This is a genomic window from Ruegeria atlantica (assembly GCF_001458195.1).
Lineage (GTDB): Bacteria > Pseudomonadota > Alphaproteobacteria > Rhodobacterales > Rhodobacteraceae > Ruegeria > Ruegeria atlantica.
Genome location: NZ_CYPU01000072.1, coordinates 87,062 through 105,656, shown reverse-complemented (window position 1 = coordinate 105,656; position 18,595 = coordinate 87,062). Strand labels below are relative to the sequence as shown.

At 57.8% G+C, this 18,595-nt stretch carries 16 protein-coding genes; 10 read left to right on the top strand and 6 right to left on the bottom strand.

Features of this window, described 5'->3' with window-relative positions; genetic code table 11:
• The first annotated feature begins 62 nt into the window (after positions 1–62).
• The 9 genes from RUA4292_RS21500 to RUA4292_RS21460 all read left to right on the top strand — a co-directional run bounded on the left by RUA4292_RS21500 (position 63) and on the right by RUA4292_RS21460 (position 8,236).
• Entirely contained in the window at positions 63–749 is a 687-nt protein-coding gene (locus RUA4292_RS21500) for a haloacid dehalogenase type II (protein ID WP_058279535.1), read from the top strand.
• A complete protein-coding gene (locus RUA4292_RS21495) occupies positions 749–1,576 on the top strand; it encodes an alpha/beta fold hydrolase (protein WP_058279454.1) in 828 nt (275 codons plus the stop codon). The genes RUA4292_RS21500 and RUA4292_RS21495 overlap by 1 nt, the downstream gene beginning before the upstream one ends.
• A complete protein-coding gene (locus RUA4292_RS21490; protein ID WP_058279453.1) occupies positions 1,573–2,547 on the top strand; it encodes a threonine ammonia-lyase in 975 nt (324 codons plus the stop codon). The genes RUA4292_RS21495 and RUA4292_RS21490 overlap by 4 nt, the downstream gene beginning before the upstream one ends.
• A gap of 59 nt (positions 2,548–2,606) precedes the next feature.
• Positions 2,607–3,395, top strand: coding sequence for a 3-oxoadipate enol-lactonase (gene pcaD / locus RUA4292_RS21485; RefSeq protein ID WP_058279452.1), 789 nt, complete (start codon positions 2,607–2,609; stop codon positions 3,393–3,395).
• Between the two features lie 12 nt (positions 3,396–3,407).
• Complete coding sequence (locus tag RUA4292_RS21480) at positions 3,408–4,136, top strand: alpha/beta fold hydrolase (RefSeq protein ID WP_058273146.1); 729 nt, start codon at positions 3,408–3,410, stop codon at positions 4,134–4,136.
• Positions 4,137–4,203: 67 nt separating this feature from the next.
• Positions 4,204–5,403 carry a TCR/Tet family MFS transporter gene (locus RUA4292_RS21475; protein ID WP_058279451.1) on the top strand — a complete coding sequence of 400 codons (1,200 nt, stop codon included), beginning with the start codon at positions 4,204–4,206 and terminating at the stop codon, positions 5,401–5,403.
• Positions 5,404–5,484: 81 nt separating this feature from the next.
• Positions 5,485–6,579: a Zn-dependent alcohol dehydrogenase gene (locus RUA4292_RS21470; protein WP_058279450.1), complete on the top strand. Its 1,095-nt coding sequence runs from the start codon at positions 5,485–5,487 to the stop codon at positions 6,577–6,579.
• A gap of 24 nt (positions 6,580–6,603) precedes the next feature.
• Complete coding sequence (locus RUA4292_RS21465) at positions 6,604–7,836, top strand: mandelate racemase/muconate lactonizing enzyme family protein (RefSeq protein ID WP_058279449.1); 1,233 nt, start codon at positions 6,604–6,606, stop codon at positions 7,834–7,836.
• A gap of 109 nt (positions 7,837–7,945) precedes the next feature.
• A complete protein-coding gene (locus RUA4292_RS21460; RefSeq protein WP_058279534.1) occupies positions 7,946–8,236 on the top strand; it encodes an ArsR/SmtB family transcription factor in 291 nt (96 codons plus the stop codon).
• 3 nt (positions 8,237–8,239) lie between these two features.
• Here RUA4292_RS21460 and RUA4292_RS21455 read toward each other — a convergent pair whose 3' ends face one another.
• Positions 8,240–11,236 carry a cyclic nucleotide-binding domain-containing protein gene (locus tag RUA4292_RS21455; RefSeq protein WP_199520033.1) on the bottom strand — a complete coding sequence of 999 codons (2,997 nt, stop codon included), beginning with the start codon at positions 11,234–11,236 and terminating at the stop codon, positions 8,240–8,242.
• 243 nt (positions 11,237–11,479) lie between these two features.
• On the opposite strand from RUA4292_RS21455, the gene RUA4292_RS21450 reads away from it, so the two are divergent.
• On the top strand, positions 11,480–11,839 hold the full coding sequence (locus tag RUA4292_RS21450) for a DUF3307 domain-containing protein (RefSeq protein ID WP_370737425.1): 360 nt from the start codon (positions 11,480–11,482) through the stop codon (positions 11,837–11,839).
• 12 nt (positions 11,840–11,851) lie between these two features.
• On the opposite strand, the gene RUA4292_RS21445 is transcribed toward RUA4292_RS21450, so the two are convergent.
• The 5 genes from RUA4292_RS21445 to RUA4292_RS21425 are packed head-to-tail and all read right to left on the bottom strand — an operon-like array spanning position 11,852 to position 18,571.
• Positions 11,852–12,583 (bottom strand): hypothetical protein, encoded by a 732-nt coding sequence (locus RUA4292_RS21445; RefSeq protein WP_058279447.1) that lies wholly within the window; start codon positions 12,581–12,583, stop codon positions 11,852–11,854.
• 56 nt (positions 12,584–12,639) lie between these two features.
• Entirely contained in the window at positions 12,640–13,944 is a 1,305-nt protein-coding gene (locus tag RUA4292_RS21440; protein WP_058279446.1) for an NAD(P)/FAD-dependent oxidoreductase, read from the bottom strand.
• Entirely contained in the window at positions 13,941–14,615 is a 675-nt protein-coding gene (locus RUA4292_RS21435; protein WP_058279445.1) for a TetR/AcrR family transcriptional regulator, read from the bottom strand. The genes RUA4292_RS21440 and RUA4292_RS21435 overlap by 4 nt, the downstream gene beginning before the upstream one ends.
• Positions 14,616–16,166, bottom strand: a complete 1,551-nt coding sequence (locus RUA4292_RS21430) for a trimethylamine methyltransferase family protein (protein WP_058279444.1) — start codon at positions 16,164–16,166, stop codon at positions 14,616–14,618.
• Positions 16,167–16,168: 2 nt separating this feature from the next.
• Entirely contained in the window at positions 16,169–18,571 is a 2,403-nt protein-coding gene (locus tag RUA4292_RS21425) for a GcvT family protein (protein ID WP_058279443.1), read from the bottom strand.
• Between the last annotated feature and the right edge of the window lie 24 nt (positions 18,572–18,595).

Genomic DNA, 18,595 nt, shown 5'->3' with positions numbered 1-18,595 from the left:
CACCCTCTTTCATGCCCGTTATTGTTGTGCAAACCTGCGCCGGACGATCAGGAGGGGACCGGATGCCAATCACAACCTGCGTTTTTGATGCCTATGGGACATTGTTCGACGTGGCCGCCGCCGCACGGCAGGCGGCCGATGAACCGGGCTTTGAGAAACTGCGACAGAAATGGCCCGAACTGGCCAATCATTGGCGCCTGAAACAGCTGCAGTACACCTGGCTGCGCGCGGTTACGGACGCCCATTCAGATTTCTGGGATGTTACCCAGGATGGTCTCGACTGGGCGCTCGAGGCGACTGAGTTACACGGCGACGCCACCCTGCGGCAACGGCTGCTGGATCTCTACTGGGAATTGCAGGCTTACCCGGAAGTTCCGGAAATGCTGCGCGCATTGAAATCGGGTGGATTGCAAACAGCGATTTTGTCGAACGGCTCACCACCGATGCTGGACGGCGCGGTCCAGTCTGCGGGTATCGGAGAGGTTTTGGACGATGTGTTGTCGGTGGAAAGCGTCGGCGTGTTCAAACCGGACTCGCGTGTCTACGACCTTGTGCAAGAGCGTTTCAGCTGCGCCCGAGACGAGGTGCTGTTCGTCAGTTCAAACGGCTGGGACGCGGCTGGTGCCAGCGGGTATGGCTTTGTAACCGCCTGGGTCAATCGCGCCGGGGAGCCGATGGACCGCTTGCCATGGAAACCTGCGCATGTACTGTCCGACCTAATGACGATTCCGCAACTGGCTGGACTTTAATGGCATTTTTCACTTCGTCAGATGACAGGCGTCTTTTTTTCGAGGACACCGGCTCTGGTGCGCATGTGCTTTGCCTTGCTGGGTTGACCCGCAACAGCAAGGATTTTTCGTTCCTCACGCCGCATCTGGGCGACATGCGAGTAATTGCGATGGATTACCGCGGTCGCGGACGCTCGGACCATGACCCGGACTTCATGAAGTACAACGTCCTTCGCGAATCCCAAGACGCGATCGAGTTGCTGGACCGTCTTGGTTTGGAACGTGTGAATGTCATAGGCACCTCGCGTGGGGGACTGATTGCCATGGCGCTAGCCGCCAGCCATCCCGAAAGGTTGTTGAGCGTTGTTCTGAACGACGTCGGTCCGGTGCTGGAACCATCGGGTATCGCCGAGATCATGGAATTTGTCGGCAAGCAGCCCGTTTCCAAAACATATGATTTGGCGGCTCGGGCGTTGCAGCACGTCTTGGGGCCCCAATTTCCCGGCGTGTCACTAGCGCGTTGGCGGCAGCAGGCGGAAGTCCAATTCCACGAAACGCCTGATGGTCTAACCCTCAGCTATGATCCTGCGTTGCGTACAGCGCTTCTGGAACAGGCCGCTGTAGGGCCCGCCCCTGACCTGTGGCCCCTGTTTGAAGCACTGCAGGGCATTCCAACCGGCGTCATTCGCGGCGCAAATTCGGATATTTTGGGCAAAGACACGCTGACTGAAATGCACAACCGCCACCCTGATCTTATATCGGCAGAAATACCCGACCGTGGTCATCCTCCGTTTCTGGATGAACCACAGTCGGTAGAACTCATTCGCAAGGTACTGGTCACCGCATGAGCACACTTGAAATGATTGAGGCCGCCGCCGAGCGCCTCAGAGGGCATGTTCGCGAGACACCGATTCTAACCTCGCCGTTTTTGGACGAAATCGCGGGCCGCCGCGTGCTGGTGAAACCCGAGTGCCTGCAACACACCGGCAGCTTCAAGTTTCGCGGCGCTTGGTCGGCCATTTCGGCGCTCAGCGACGCGCAACGACAACGCGGCATGATTGCCTATTCTTCGGGCAATCACGCGCAGGGCGTGGCCTATGCGGCCGCACAGCACGGGATTTCATCGGTCATCGTCATGCCCTCTGACGCACCGCAGCTAAAGATCAACAACACCCGCGCGCTGGGGGGCGAGGTCGTTCTGTATGACCGCGCGAACGAAAGCCGCGAAGAAATTGGCGAGGCACTGGCGTCCCAACGCAGTCTGACCCTGATCCGGCCTTACGACGAACCTTTGGTCATCGCAGGACAAGGCACAGTCGGGTTGGAGTTGGCGCGGCAGACGGCCGATTTGGGTATCGAGAAGGCGGATGTTCTTGTGTGCTGCGGCGGCGGCGGGTTGACCTCAGGTATTGCGCTGGCGCTGGAAGGCCACGCGCCGGGGCTGCGCGCGCGCCCGTGCGAGCCTCAGGGGTTCGACGATGTCAAACGGTCTTTGGCAACAGGGTACATTCAAAGCAACAAAGCAGCATCGGGCAATATCTGCGATGCAATCCTGACGCCGCAACCGGGCCAGATTACCTTTCCGATCCTGAACCGGCTGTGCGGCCCAGGCCTGTCGGTGTCCGAGGAAGACGCGCTTCGCGCCATGGCGCAGGCGTTTTTGCGCCTCAAGATCGTGCTGGAACCGGGCGGGGCAGTATCGCTGGCCTCAGCCCTTTTCCGCGCCGAGAAAATCGAGGGCGACACTGTGATCGTAGTAGCATCGGGCGGCAACGCCGACCCCGAGGTCTTTGGGCAAGCACTGGAATACCTGACCTGACAAGCCGTTTGGGCTGAGGCAACCTTACTATTGGGCGTATGACGCCAGGGGATTGAGTCGTGCAGATCGCAGACATTGGAAACGTGCAAATCCACTATCGGGTTGATGGTGATCCAGGCGGCGCGCCAATTGTGTTTGCCAATTCTCTGGGAACCGACCTGCGGCTGTGGGACGATTTGCTGCCGCACCTGCCTGCCGGGCTGCGCATCATCCGTTTTGATAAGCGAGGGCACGGCCTTTCCTCTCAACCCCCGGCGCCTTATTCGATGGGCGCCCTCGTGCGCGATACGGAAGATCTGCTTGATTTTCTGGAGGTGCGCGATTGCGTTTTTGTCGGCCTTTCGATCGGCGGACTGATCGGACAAGGGCTGGCCGTCAAACGTCTGGATCAGGTCCGCGCTTTGGTGCTGTCCAACACCGCAGCCAAGATCGGGATCCCTTCGATCTGGCAGGACCGCATGGACGCGGTACAAAAGGGCGGGATCGAGGCCCTGGCTGATGCAACCATGGAGCGCTGGTTTTCCAAGGCATTCCGCGCATCGCCCGAGCATCTGCTTTGGCGCAACATGATGGTGCGCCAGCCAGTGGATGGCTATCTGGGCTGTTGCGCGGCAATCTCTGGCACAGACTTCTACACCCCCACCAGTGACCTACGCCTGCCGACCCTTGGCATCGCCGGCAGCGAAGACGGATCGACCCCACCGGATCTTGTGCGGGAAACCGTTGACCTGATCCCCGGCTCTCGGTTCGAGCTGATGCGACGCGCTGGGCACTTGCCTTGTGTGGAACAGCCGGCAGAATACGCGGCATTGCTGCACAGCTTTCTGACCGAAATCGGACATGTTTGAAGGAGCCTTGGTTTGGCCGATCTTCTATTAGTCCATGGGTCCTGCCACGGTGCCTGGTGTTGGCGCGACCTTATCCCGGCGTTGGAAGCGCTGGGGCACGAGGTACGCGCCATTGACCTGCCAAGCCACGGATCGGATCCGACGCCTGTTGCCGATGTGACGTTGGACAGCTGTCGGGACACGATTTTGGATGCGACCTCGCGCAATACAATCATTGTCGGTCATTCCTGGGGTGGCTACCCGATCAGTGCCGCGGCCGAAGCCGCGCCGGAGGCCATGCGCGCCCTTGTCTACCTTGCCGCTTACGTCCCGCAAGATGGCCTGTCGATGGTAGAAATGCGCAGACGCGCACCCCGGCAGACAATCCATGATGCCGTCGAAAAATCAACCGACGGTCAGTCGTACATGTTTAAGCCGGACAAAATGCACGATCTGTTCTATCATGACTGCCCACCCAAAACGGTGCCGTACGCGTTTGCGCGCTTGTGCCCTCAAGCCATCGCACCGCAGGACACCCCCCTGTCCCTGAGCGACAAATTTGACCGGGTTCCCAAGGCTTATATTCGGACAACCAAGGACCGGACAATTCCGACTGAATACCAGGAACAGATGAGCCATAAAGCACCCGAAGCTATGCGGCATACGATTGCCACGTCGCATTCCCCGTTTTTTGCGCAACCCCAAAAACTCGCCGATTTGTTGGACAAAATTGCAAAAGACCTGCCAGGGTCACAAGTCTGAGCACATCCCTTTCAACCTGCATTTTCTGCGGATAAGGTCCGCCCAAATTCTCATCCTTGCGGTTCAAATGCGTCTTCCCTTTTTCTTCGTCCTTCTCACGGTCATGATCGACGCCATGGGCATCGGCCTTGTCTTGCCTATCATGCCGGAACTGATCGTCGAGGTTCAGGGCGGCACATTGGCGACAGCTGCGATCTGGGGTGGCATCCTCAGCACCGCGTTTGCCGCCATGCAATTTGTGTTCGGACCGGTTCTGGGTAACCTTTCGGATGCTTACGGGCGACGGGTGGTATTGCTGGTCTCGCTGTTCGTCATGTCACTGGACTATGTTGTCATGGCGCTTGCGGGCAGCATCTGGTTGCTGTTGGCCGGACGCATCGTCGGAGGCATTACGGCTGCCACGCATGCAACGGCGGCGGCCTTCATGGCGGATGTGTCGAAACCCCACGAAAAGGCTGCAAACTTTGGTCTATTGGGCGCAGCATTTGGCGTCGGGTTTGTCTTTGGCCCAGTACTTGGTGGGCTGCTGAGCGAATATGGCACACGTGCACCATTTTGGGCTTCGGCGGGCTTGTCTGCCCTCGCCTTCGTCATCGGTGTATGTGTCATGCCCGAGACGGTCACCGACAAGACGCGCCGGGCCTTCAGCCTGAGGCGGGCAAACCCAGTGAACTCGTTGCGCGCGATTGCCGCGTTGCCCGGGATCCGGCCGATGCTGTGGGTCTATCTCCTGTACTCAATATCGATCTATGTCTACCCGGCAATTTGGGCGTATTTCACAACCGAACGGTTCGGCTGGTCTCCACAAATGATCGGCCTGTCACTGGGCGTCTACGGGATCGGCATGGCGGCCGTTCAGGGCGGCCTGATCCGTCCCGCAACCAAGTATTTGGGGGAACGCATCACAATCATCTACGGCATGGGGTTCGAGCTGTTTAGCTTTTTTCTTCTGGCCTTTCTGACCAATGGGATCATTGCCCTGATGCTGATCCCGATCACCGCGATCGGAGCGGTTGTGACCCCTGCCCTGCAGGCCCTGATGTCGCGCAAGACGCCCGACTCGCAACAGGGTGAACTGCAGGGGGTGCTGACATCCTTGCACGCTTTGTCGATGGTCATCGCACCGTTGCTCATGACCAGCGTGTTCGCCCAGTTTATTAAACCCGACGCGGCGATCTACTTGCCGGGCGCACCATTCCTCTTGGCATTCGTCATGATGGTGATCTGTCTTCTTGTGTTTTCCCGTTCACGTGGGGTCATGGCATAACTACGACATCCCTTTGACGGATTCCGCCTTGCAGCGTCCCGATAAGCGCGCCACCGTAGCGCAAAGCGAGAGAGGGACAGCATGCAAACCATCAAAGCCGCCGTTTGCCGGGCGTTCGGTGAACCTCTGGTCATCGAAGATATTAAGATCGCACCGCCCAAGTCAGATGAGGTCGAGGTGACACTAGATGCAGTGGCAATTTGCCATTCGGACATTTCATTTGCCGGTGGTGCGTGGGGCGGGCATCTTCCTGCCGTCTACGGGCACGAAGCAGCGGGCATTATCACTGCGGTCGGCGACTCGGCAGGTGAATTTCAGGTTGGGGACCCGGTTGTCGTTACCCTGATCCGGGCATGTGGCTCGTGCCCCTCTTGCGCGGGAGGGAAACCAACTGTCTGCGAAACGCCTTACGACAAAGTCAACGGGCCGTTGCGCACAGCAGATGGCGGACCACTGGAGCAGGCAATGGCTTGCGGAGCTTTTGCAGAAAAGGTTGTGGTCAGCCACCGGCAGATTGTCAAAATACCACAGTCGATGCCCAAAGACGTCGCCAGCCTGCTGTCCTGCGGCGTGATCACCGGCGTGGGTGCCGCCGTCAACGCCGCCGGGCTGCGGCCCGGACAGGATGTGGTGGTGATTGGTGCTGGAGGTGTCGGGCTGAACGCAATTCAGGGCGCCCGCATCGCCGGTGCACGCCGGATTGTGGCCGTGGACATGACCGAAGAGAAGCTGACCATTGCCAAGGAATTCGGCGCGACCCACGGCGTTTTAGCCGATCAGAAAGCCCCCTGGAAGGCCGCTTACAATGCGCTTGGGGGTCGCGGCGCAGATGCCGTTTTGATCACCGTCGGCGCGATTCCTGCCTACGACCAAGCCCCTCGTTATTTGGGTCCGGGTGGTAAGGCGGTAATGATCGGGATGCCGCACTCCGGGGATATGGCAAGCTACGAGCCGGTAGTTCTGGCCGCGCTGGGTCAGGGTTTGATCGGATCAAAAATGGGCGATGTTGTCATTCAGCGGGATATTCCGTGGATGATCGACCTTTATGATCAGGGACGCCTGAAACTGGATGAGCTGATCTCGGGCCGGTGGTCGCTGTCGCAGATCAACGAAGCGATCGAGGACACCAAAACCGGATCCGCCAAGCGTAACGTGATCGTTTTCGACAGGGATTAACCCGGCAGGGCAGGAGACCACCTGATGAAACTGCAAGACCTCGACATCATTGTCACTGCCCCTCCTGCGCCCGGATGGGGCGGGCGGTATTGGATTCTGGTCAAAGTCACGACCGATACTGGGATCACGGGCTGGGGGGAATGCTATGCATCCTCGGTTGGCCCCGAAGCGATGCGCCATGTCATTCGGGACGTGTTTGAACGGCACATGCTGGGCGAGAACCCCGAAAACGTTGAGCTGATGTTCCGCCGAGCATACTCCAGCGGGTTTACACAGCGCCCCGATCTGACGGTCATGGGGGCTTTTTCCGGGCTGGAAATTGCCTGCTGGGATATCTTGGGCAAGGATCGCGATCGCCCGGTCTATGCCTTGCTGGGGGGATTGGTGAACGAACGCATAAGGGCCTACACCTATCTGTACCCCCTGCCCCAACATAGCCTGAACGATTTCTGGACGTCGCCTGAACAAGCTGGCGAATGCGCCGCTGAAATGGTTCAGCACGGGTTCACAGCCGTCAAGTTTGACCCCGCCGGGCCCTACACTGTTCGGGGCGGGCACATGCCTGCGATGTCCGATATCTCGATGTCTGTTGCGTTCTGCAAAGCGATCCGAGAGGCCGTGGGCGACAAAGCCGATCTGCTGTTCGGCACCCACGGTCAGTTCAACACCGCGGGCGCAATCCGATTGGGTCAGGCGCTTGAACCCTATTCACCGCTTTGGTTCGAAGAACCCACACCTCCGGACATGATTGAAGATATGGCTCGTGTCGCGCGAAACGTTCGGATCCCGGTCGCGACCGGTGAACGCATGACCACCAAGGCCGAATTCGCCGCTGTATTGCGGGCTGGGGCGGCGGAAATCCTCCAACCCGCTCTGGGGCGTGCCGGCGGAATATGGGAGATGAAGAAAGTGGCCGCAATCGCCGAAGTCTTCAACGCCCAGATGGCCCCGCACCTGTACGCCGGTCCGGTTGAATGGGCAGCCAATATCCATCTGGCCGCCTCCATCCCCAACCTGCTGCTGCTTGAGACCATTGATACACCGTTTCACGATCAACTCATCTACAGCTCATTGCGGGTTGAGGCTGGATTTGTCCCCGCCCCAACCGCACCGGGACTGGGCATCGAGGTAAACGAAGACCTTGCCCGGGCCCACCCTTACAATGGTGACGGCCTGCATCTGCAAATGCAGGAAGAGCCTTGCGATTACGTGAACGGAAACGTCTTTCAAGGTGGTGCCCCTGCAACCGAGGGGTGACAACTCAATAGGTCTTGGGGCACATTGACCCAACCGATAGGTATTAAACAGGCAACGCGTGACACTTGAAGACGACCAAACCGAACAAACCGAAGCTGCGCTATCTGAAATGAAAGAAAGCGCGGCTCGAGCCTCTGCGTTTCTGAAAACGCTCGCGCATGAGGGTCGGTTGATGATCTTGTGCCATCTGGCCGACGGCGAAAAATCCGTGGGTGAGTTGGAGGCTTTGTTGCGTATCCGTCAGGCTGCGGTCAGTCAGATGCTGGCGCGCTTGCGCGCTGAAAACATTGTTGCAACGCGCAGGGACGGAAAGTCCATCTATTACTCGCTGAACAACGACGGCGCGGAGCAGGTGATCGCTGTTCTTTACGATATGTTCTGCAGCCCCGACAGCGAATAACGCTTAGTTCGATACGTAGCCCGCGATCACCTGCAACAGTTTGAACGCAGTTGCGGCGTCGTTTTCGACCACGGCCAGGAATTCCTCTTCACCAATACGCAGGCACGACAGTTCCGTTTCGGCGATCATGCTCAGCGCCCGAGGTTCCTTGCGGATCAAACCCAACTCTCCGACCAGGGCACCGGGGCCGACCGTGGCAATCAACTGATCCACTCCGTCGGTCTGAGGAAGGTACAACCCGGCTTCCCCGTCCAGCACCACATAGGCACCGTCGGTTGGCTGATCGTCCTTGAGGAAAACAACCTCTCCTGCTTTGGCATCAAACCAGCGCGCACCAAAGGCCAGCAGGCGCAACTGTCGGCGATCCAGCCCGGAAAACAGCGGTGTCTGTTCCAGCGCGCGCAGCTTGCGCGAAAGGTCAGCCGAGGCGGCACTGTCTTCTTCCACGTCCGCAGGTCCTTCGTCCGAGACGACCCGACCTTGCCTGATTTCAACATACATGTCGAACACGCTCGGGTTTTCGAACTGATCGTTCAGGTAGATCACCGTTGTATCCGGCAGCAGAGCGCGTAGATTTTTGTACACGGCCACTTTCGAGGCCATGTCATAACTGGCCAACGCGTCCTCAAGGATCAGGATATCCGGTTTTTTGATCGTCGCGCGCGTAAAGGACAGAGGTTCAGCAAAGACCGCTGGCAGGTTTTGGCCGCCAAGCGCCACCGGCACGTCATAGATCAGCTCGACCACCAACGGGCGCGCACCATTTTCGTTCAATACGTCCACGATCAGTTTGCGCGCCTCGTCCGAACGGGCGCCGCCGATCTGACTGACCTTTCCAAACAGGGCGTTCTCCAGAACTGTCAATCCGGGCGCGAATTTTGATTTGTCCAAGGGCACAAATACATCCAGCAACCGCTCCAGCAGCTTTTCGGAATGGCTATGTCGCAGCTCAAGAATGCGGTCCTTGAGGTCGTCGGTGAAGGCTGGTCCGATCTGTTCCGCCGAAATCACAAACGGAACGGCCAGCAGGTTTGCCAGCTGTTCATCATTCAGCCCCGATACGCCCTCGTTCCGGGTCTTTTCGACAAGCTCGACCGCAGCCTCGTACGTTTGCGCCTCTAGTCCCAGTTTGCGAAACAGCGGGTGATCGGTGCCGTCCAGGCCAAAAATCTGGCGCAGCATCTCAATCACATCGCGTGTCAGGCTCACCAGTGTCTCGTCCAGACCAAATTCGCGCAACTGCTCAAGGAAAACGGTCTGCTGCGCCAAAAGCTCTTGTGTGACGGGGACTTTGGGGGTGGCGAACAACAAGTTCTCCGCAACCGGCAAGGCAGGGTTATAGCGATTGCGGTCAAAGATCAGGGCCTGTTGCTCTAGCCCTGTTGCTTTCACCGCATCCTGAACCAAAGGTCGCAGTTCGACCAGTTTGTCGGCCAGCTCGGGATGCTCGGCGGCATCGAAGACCTGTTCGGCCCCGCGCAAAAACAGCGCGGCGCCGGAACCCATCCCGTCAATCAGTTTCAACCACCAGTCGCGCACCTCTTCAGCGCTGTCCAATCCCGCAGTCGTCGGGTCCAGCCAGTTTGCCTTGAAGGGGTCCGGGCTATTGCCGGCCCGCAACGTCTCATCATATCCGGGGTCGTTTGTTTCGGATGTCTGTGGCTTGAACCGCATCGGCATCATGACGTTGTCGCCCAGCGTACCCTGGAACATTACGGGTCGTGACGAAGCATACCCAATACGGGCGGCCACAACACTTTGATGCAGCTCTGACAAACGGATTTCACCGATCCGAACCCGGCCCGAGCTGGGCAGAATTTCCCGCGTCAGCAACTCTGCCATAGCGCGGCGATCTTCTTCGCTGGGGGCCGCGATCCCGATGATTTTCCCGCTGGGAAAAGACAGGTCCAAATCATCCAGGACCTGGTTACCGTCCATATCGCGGACCGAGACATGGTCGAGCACGATGTCACCGTTCAGCCTTGGCGTGGCCTCGGGTTCGCCATCGAACAGTTTTTCGTCATGCATTCCGGAAGGTGCAAACCGTTCCGTCACCACGTCCCAGCGCAGCGACATGTCCTGTGTCTGGTTATAATAGGTCAGCAGTTCCTTCCACGGTGAGCTGAGATCCTTATACGCAGCCAGGGCCGCAACCAGCGCACCAAGCGAAACCGACCCCTGCAGGACCAGAAGACCGCCAACCAAATAGAACAGGAACGGCGTCATCTGCGAGATGAAGTTGTTTATAAATTTCATAAAGAACTTCTTCTGGTAGATCTCGAACCGGATACCAAAAAGGCGCCCCAGCTGCTCAGACACCATCGCCCGGCGGTATCGCCACCCACCATTGGCACGCAACGTGGACGCGCCCGCCGCGTTCTCGCCGATCTGGGCGGCCAGCAGACGAACCTCTTGAATGCGTTTTTTGTTCAGAAGGTTGATCTGACGCTGCAGTTTCGGAATCAGCCAGGCTTGCAGAGGGATCAGCGCGACTGCCGCCAGCCCAAACCAGAAGCTTTGCAGAAACAGGAAGGACAGGATGGTGATCATCTGACCCGCCTGCAAAACCGGTTGGCTGATCGCGTCCCCCATGAGCCCGCCCATCGGCTCGCTTTCGGCGGTGACCATCGACACCAGCTCACCTTGGCTGACGCGTTCGAAATAGGGTTGAGGGAAACGCAACGCGCGGCTGATCAGCACGTACCGGAACCGGCGCAACATACGCTCGCTCAGCACGCCTTTCATTGTGTTGATGCGCATTTTCATCAGTCCATGCGCCAGCACCGCGATCAGAAACCCGATACACAGAATGATGAGGAATGTCGTCTGAGGCAGGCTATAACCCCAGACATCTACAACCGGGCTGGCCGCGCCAATCGCATCGTTGATGATGCGTTTGGGCAATTCGAGCGTCAAATAAAGTAGTGGAAACAACGTCGAGGTCACGGCCAGCAGAATCAACTGGTCGCGTTTCGAGTATTTCCAAATAAACTGGAAAATTGAACGTTCTATGGAACCTGCCCCTACTAAGGATCACCGAAACGATCTTGACGAAAGTGTCGTAAACCCAACACTCTGAATTTACCTTAGTCCAGCCAAAAGAGGCAAATAGTTTCCAATCTGATCAGTTAATTGCCGAGTGTGAACAAGTTCATTTGCGCAACCACAGATTAGTGCCTAGACTCTGTCTGGGACGATATCGGGAGGACTCATTTGACTGCCAGTATAGGCGCAGTGCTATTGATGCTCTGCTTGTTGCAGATCAAACATATGTTTGCGGATTTTTTTCTCCAGACTCCGAAAATGTTGGCAGGGCGCGGTGAGTATTTTCACGTGGGCCGTGCGCAGCATGCGGGCGTGCATGTCATCGGGTCAGTGATTGTCTTTTTAATTTTTGGCGCGCCGTGGTCGTTTATTTTGATCATTGCTGCACTGGAATGGATTGTTCACTTCAATATTGATTTCGCCAAAGCCAGCTATTCGGACAAAAAACAACTGATGCCGACGCAAGCCGCGTTTTGGCGGGCTGCGGGTCTGGACCAGTGCCTGCACAACCTGACTTACATCGCCATGGTCTGGGCCTGGGCTGAATTCGCGACCTGATCAGCGATTGCTTCAGGCGACGTATTCCAAGGATTGCGGACAATACGCGTCCAGCCACATTCGATCCAAATGGTCGATTCTAGCGGCGTCGAAACGTTCTTCTTCCTCCCAATAGCGACCAGACGATACGAAGTAATTCAACTTTGCCTCTGCCTGCAGTGCCGCTTGCATACCCTTTGTCGAAAGCAGCCTGTCAGACATTAGGGTGTCAGTCGTCACCGAAGGAAAGACCAGCCGGCTTTCACCCTGCGACAGTCGAACCACGCGGCAGTTCTGCGCGGCACCGAACAAAGCCAACCGGGCGGATTTTGCCTCGAGCGATCGCAGCGTCACATCAGCGCGCAAAGGGTCGGCTGCTCCGTTGCCGTAAAAATGGGTCTTGCCGGAATTCGGGTAAATCATGTCACAGCCAAAAAAGGCCAAGACGGCTGGCTGAAGCGCGGCCAAGGCCCAGTAACCAGCCGTAAACGCCATCGTGCCACCGGCATAGACAAATCCGCCAAACTTGTTTTGATGCGGAACGTATTCATCCGCCTCGACGATGCTTTGGCTGCGGACCAGTTCGTCCGGGCGATTGCAGATAGGGAAGTCCTCGGGATGGATGAGGAAATCCCAATCGTCGCGGATACGCCAGGCGTTGTTGATTGCAACGATGTGGTTAAACGGATCCCGAGACCACTCCCGAGCTGCAGCGGCGGCCGGTGCACTTCCAAGAATCAAAACGCGATGCGTCGGTTCGGCCATTCTGGGCCCTGCCCTTTTCCAGTTCTCCGGAATGATAGGGCGATTTTTTTCTTTAACTACCCCAGTACAGAAAAACTGCTTTCTTCGTTGATCGGGCGCTTGCGGGAATAGAACCCGACATCAATGCTCCGCCCGATATAGGGAAGTTCATATTGCAGCGGCTGCGCATCGTGATCTGCGCCGCCTTCACAATACGCGATCAGAGCCGTCATCATCTTGCCTGCGATCGGCGCGTTCTTGTACTGGTTCCCACTGGTCCCGCAGGCCATGTAAAACCCCTGCAGGCTGGATTTGTCATAGATCGGAATCCAGTCTGTGGATGCGTCATACAGATCCACAACTCCGCGCGTTTTGGTCGGGATGCCAAGACTTGGGACGCGCTGCGCGTATCGCATGGCCTGCGTTGTCCACTGGTCGGTGAAATCGTGGTTGTAATCCACATCATCCTCACACCAAAGATGCGGGTCACATTCCGGATCTTCCGAGCCAACCAGAATGTGGTTGCCGTGTTCGGGCCGGCAGTAGCAGGCAATATCGCTGTCCGAGACAATCGTTCCATCGTTTTCGAAATCAAACCCCTCGGGTGCGGGGACGTGCACAACCTCTTGCCTCAACGGGCGGGTTTCGATCGTCATATCATCTAGGACACCCGCCATCTTGTTGATGATCGCTGAGCCGGGGCCCGCGACGTTCACGACGACTTTTGCGTGGATTTCTTCGCCCGAGGCAAGTTTAACACCCGAAACACGACCGTCGCTGGACAATATCTCGATCACTTCGGCACCAGTGCGCACTTCTGCGCCATGCAGCTTGGCAGCATCCATCAAGTTCTGCGCGGACAAAGCCGGGTCCGTGACATATCCCGCCTGCGGCCAGAACACGCCGCCCTGCATCTTGCGCCCGTTCGGGTGCCCGAATTCCGGATCATCCATCCGGCGCGCCGGCGCGAAACTGTCCTGCGAGTAGATCGGCAGGCGCTCACTGACTTTGTCAGGTGACCATTCTTCGAACGGACAATCCAAATCGGCGCTGTTCTTCATGTGCTTTTCAAGCAAGCCATTGGCATCGGTCTTCATCACTAGACAGCCGGTCTCGCGGAATTGCGCCAGATTAGCATCCTCGGGCAGGCCGAGGTAGTCCGCCCAATCGCGCCAATAGTGGTAACCTTCCCACGCAAACGCCGTTCCATCAAAGGTCGAATAATGCATCCGAATAATCGCACATGACCCCGCGGTCGAACCGTGGCCAACCTGACTGTTTCGGTCCAGCGACAAGGTTTTCCAGCCTGCTTTGGCCATTTCAAAGGCGATGGCCGCGCCGATCACACCTGTTCCGATGATGATTGCGTCAGGTTGACTCATGAGGCTTCTCCCTTCCAATAGCGCATTGAATAGGCGCTGAATTCTTCGACTTCTTCGGGCTTGGGCTCAACCCCAGTGAAGACATAAAGGTAATGCGGAACCATTGCGATCCGCGTGGACATTGGCTCGTTCAACTGCGCCAGATCATAACCGATCTGCATATAGTACAGCACGCGGGCACGCGTTTCGGCCTCGACTTCGGAATAGCCGTACCGCGCGAACATGGCGTGAAGCGCTTCGAGCCTGCGCGCATCCGATTGATCAAGCGCCCGGCGTACTTTCCCCGATTTGCGCGCCCAATCCCGGACGGCAAAATCCAACGCGGTATCGAACAGTTCAGTATTCACCACGCAACGATGCACGTTGCAGACGGCTGCGGTTATCGTATCCGCCGGGGCATTGGCTTGCGCGACCAAAGCCGCTGTATTCGTCGCATGCCAGCGCGCCAGCAGGGCGTCCAAAAGCTCTTGCCGGGATTTGAAATACCAATAGAAGGACGATCGCGACACGGCCATTCGTTCAGCCAGGTTCAGGACCTTGATTTGGTCCACACCGTCCGAGATCAGGACATCCATAGCCACGTTCAGCCAGTCGTCACGCGTGACCTTGATATTGCCGACCAAAGGCTCGGCTTCGGGGTCGTCCCTGTGCAGGATGGGCTTGGTGCTCATTCAACTCTCCGGCGGGGCGCCGCCCGCAGCGGTGCGGCGCGCAACGAACTCGTGCAAGGTACCCATGCGGTCGCTGTCACATGAAGGCGCTTTGAAGTCAGACAGAATACTCTTCCAAACCGCGGTCGCGCGATGATTGGCATCCATCGATCCGCGTTCTGTCCAGGTTCCGAAATTGGCATAATCATGCAGATGCGGTTCGTAGAATTCGGTGTTGTAGCGCTCCATCGTCTGGCTAGAGGCAAAGAAGTGCCCGCTGGGTTCAACTTCACTCAGGGCGGTGTCGAAACCGATCTCGGCCGTACCTGCCTGCGCCCCTGCACAAAGCTCGGCGACCATGTTCAGGACCTCGGTGTCACAGATCATTTTCTCAAAAGAAACGGTCAAGCCACCCTCCAGCCAACCGGCCGAGTGAATGATTACTGTCGCTCCTGCCATCAGACAGCCCCAAAGACCAAACTGGTTTTCATTCGCTGCTTGAACATCGTTGATGTTCGACGCTGATCCGGCAGCCGACCGCCAAGGTAGGCCCAGATGCCGGGCCAATTGACCTGCGGCAAGCGAAGCCTGGAAATGTGAGGGTGTTCCAAATGCGGGCGCACCCGATTTCATATCCACGTTGCTGGTGAACGTGCCATAACACACCGGCGCACCCGGCTTGGTCAGCTGTGTCAGCGTCAGCGCCGCCAGCGCCTCGGCATGCGACAGCGTAATCGCCCCGGCCACAGTAATCGGGGCCATCGCGCCCATCAGAGTAAACGGCGTGATGATCGACATCTGTCCATTGCGGGCGAAATCTATCAGCCCTTGCGCCATCGGTATGTCCAGCGTGCGCGGGCTGTTCGTATTGATGATCGTGTAGCAATGTGCGCCCGCCTGAAACTCATCGTCCGACAGCCCCCGTGCGATGGATAGCATTTCAAAGCAATCCATCACCTGCGGCGTTCCGCGAGAGAAGAAAAACGGGAACTTGTCGGTCAGCTCCATCTGCGCCTTCGTCGTGAAATAGTGGCGCAGATGGGTCGGCACGTCCTGCGGTTCGACCTGAGGCGAGATCATCTGGAACACATCAAAATGATGCGTAAGCTTTAGGAACTCCAGATAATCCTGCTCTGTGGCGGGACGGCGGCCACGTTCAAGATCTGTCGCGTTCGGTGCCCCTGCCCCCGGTTGAAACACCAGACTACCTAGCTCAAGGGTGAAGTCTCTGTGTCGCGCGCCTGCATGGCACGCTATCGACTTTGGTGCTGATGCGACGGCGGCTTCAACAATGTCGCGGCCGATGAAGACCATCTCGGTATCTTCATCCACCCGCGCGCCCGCTTTCGCAAAGAGACGCCGGGCTTCCGGAAGCAGGCATTTGACGCCCAACTCCTGAAGTGTTCGCAAGGCCGTTTCGTGCATATCCGCAATCTGGTCAGCCGGGAACACCTCCATCAACGGGAAGGGATTCTTCAACTGGCGATAATTCACGTCCCGACTGGGCGCAGAGGCGGCCTCGGCGCTTCGCCCGCGCCGTCGTCGCCCACGTTCGGATGTTTGTCCGATCATGCTTAGCCCCTCATCGCTTTGCCCTGCGGGTCATAAGGTGACGGCGCGACAACCCTCGCGGGCCTCTCGACACCAACCACATGGACCGAAAGCTCTGTTCCGGGCGCGGCCTTGTCGCGGTTGACCAACGCCATTGCCAGTGACTTCCCAGTGTAGTGCCCGTACCCTCCCGACGTTACAAAGCCCACGCGCTCACCGCCCGCCCAAACGGGTTCGTAACCGCTTGCGTCCGCGTCATCGGCGTCCACTTCCAGTGTCACCTGTATCTGCGCCGGACCGTTTCCGTCGCGCTCGGCCACAGCGGCCTCTTTGCCGACAAAATTCTTGTCCCAATCGATCCATCGATCCATGCCTGTCATTCCCGGCGTGTAAAGCTGCGTGAACTCTGCCGACCAGATGCCAAAACTCTTTTCAAGCCGCGTTGACAGCATCGCGTTGAAACCGCACTCGCGAATGCCCTCTTCGACACCGGCCTCCAGCAACATGCGGCGCAGCTTGATGTGGTCACCGTAGCGGCAGTTGATCTCATACCCTTTCTCGCCGGTCACCGACATACGGGCGACGCGCGCGCGGACCAACCCGATGTCAAAATCTCCACAGCCCATGAATTTCAGACCCGAGATGTCCTGTTCAGCCAACTTTTCGACCACCGCTTGCGACTTGGGACCAACCACCGCAAACCCGCAATATTCCTCGCCCAGATCCTGTAAATTAACGCCGTCGATCATGTGATCGTCAAACCAGCGCATGTGCCACGCCCGCAAGTAGTAGCTACCCATGATCCACCAGGTTCCGTCGCCCCAGTTGAGCACCGTGAGGTCCCCTTTGAGCCGCCCGTTCTCACCCAGCATCGGCGCCAGCTTCGCCCGACCGGGCGCTGGCAGTTTTGAGGCCATGACTTTGTCCAGCCAAACCTCAGCATTCGGGCCACTGACCTCAAACCGTGAAAATCCCGAGATATCCATCAAGCCGACGCCTTCGCGGATCACCTTGCATTCGTCAGTTACAATATCGTGCGCATTCGACCGCTTGAGCGTCGGTGTTTCCTCGAACCCTTTCGGCGCGAAATACAACGGCACTTCAAGATCCCAGCTAACACCCCATTTGCAGCCCGCATCCGTCATCGCGTCATGCGCTGGGGCCATCTTTAGTGGCCGCCCCGCGGGCAGTTGCTCGTTCGGGTAGGTCATTACAAAGCGGCGGGAATAAAACTGGCCCGTGGTTTCACGGATATACCGCTTGTTCTGCGCAAAATCGCCAAAGCGCGCCACGTCCATCGGCCAGGCATCCGCCTCGGGCTCGCCATGGATCATCCATTCAGCCAGCGTCTTGCCGACGCCTCCGCCTTGCAGGAAACCTGCCATAACCGCGCAGGCCGACCAATAGCCACGCTTGCCGGGAACCGGGCCGACCAGCGGGTTTCCGTCAGGCGCAAAGGTGAAAGCACCGTTTACCCATGTCTTGATGCCTACGTTCTGGATCGACGGATAGCGCTCAAAGCCAAGCGTCAGCTCATTCTCGATCCGGTCGAGTTGTTCCTGAAACAGCTCCTCACCATAATTCCATGGCGCACCGTCCATGGCCCAGTGTTCGTGATCGATTTCATAAATTCCGACCAGAACGCCTTTTTGGTCCTGCCGCATATAGGTGAACCCCTCGAGGTCCACCGTCATCGGCATTTCGAATTCGGCTTCAGCGACCTCGGGGACTGTGTCGGTGATCAGGTAGTGGTGTTTCAGAGGAGACACCGGCAATTCCACCCCCGCCATACGCCCTACTTGCTTGGCCCAAAGGCCAGCGGCGTTAACCACGTGTTCACAAGTGATCGTGCCCTTGTCGGTGACGACCTGCCAGCCATCGTCGGTCTGGATTAATTCCTCGACCTTGGTTTCTTCGTAGTATTCCGCGCCGCGTTTCTTAGCCGCTGTTGCATAAGCCTGCACTGTACCGGTCGTGTCGATATAACCCTCTCGGTCCGCCCACATCGCACCCAAAACGCCGTCGGTGGACATGATTGGGCAACGCCTCTGCGCCTCCTCCGGGCTCAGCAATTCGCAGTCATCAATGCCGATAGACTGGAAGATGCGGTAATTCGACTGCAGCCATTCCCACCGTTCGGGCGTCCCGGCCAACGTCAAACCACCGGTCATGTGCAAGCCGATATTCTGACCCGATTCCTTTTCTATCTCGCTGAGCAGATCGATAGTATAGGCTTGGAGGGACGCCATGTTTGGGTCCGCATTCAGAGCGTGAATGCCGCCAGCCGCGTGCCAGGACGAGCCAGACGCCAACCGCCGCCGTTCCAGCATGACCACATCTGACCAGCCGAACTTGGCCAGATGATACAGAACCGAGGCGCCCACGACGCCGCCCCCGATGACCACAACGCGATACTGAGAATTCATCCTGCGCTCCCCTGCATGTCTCAC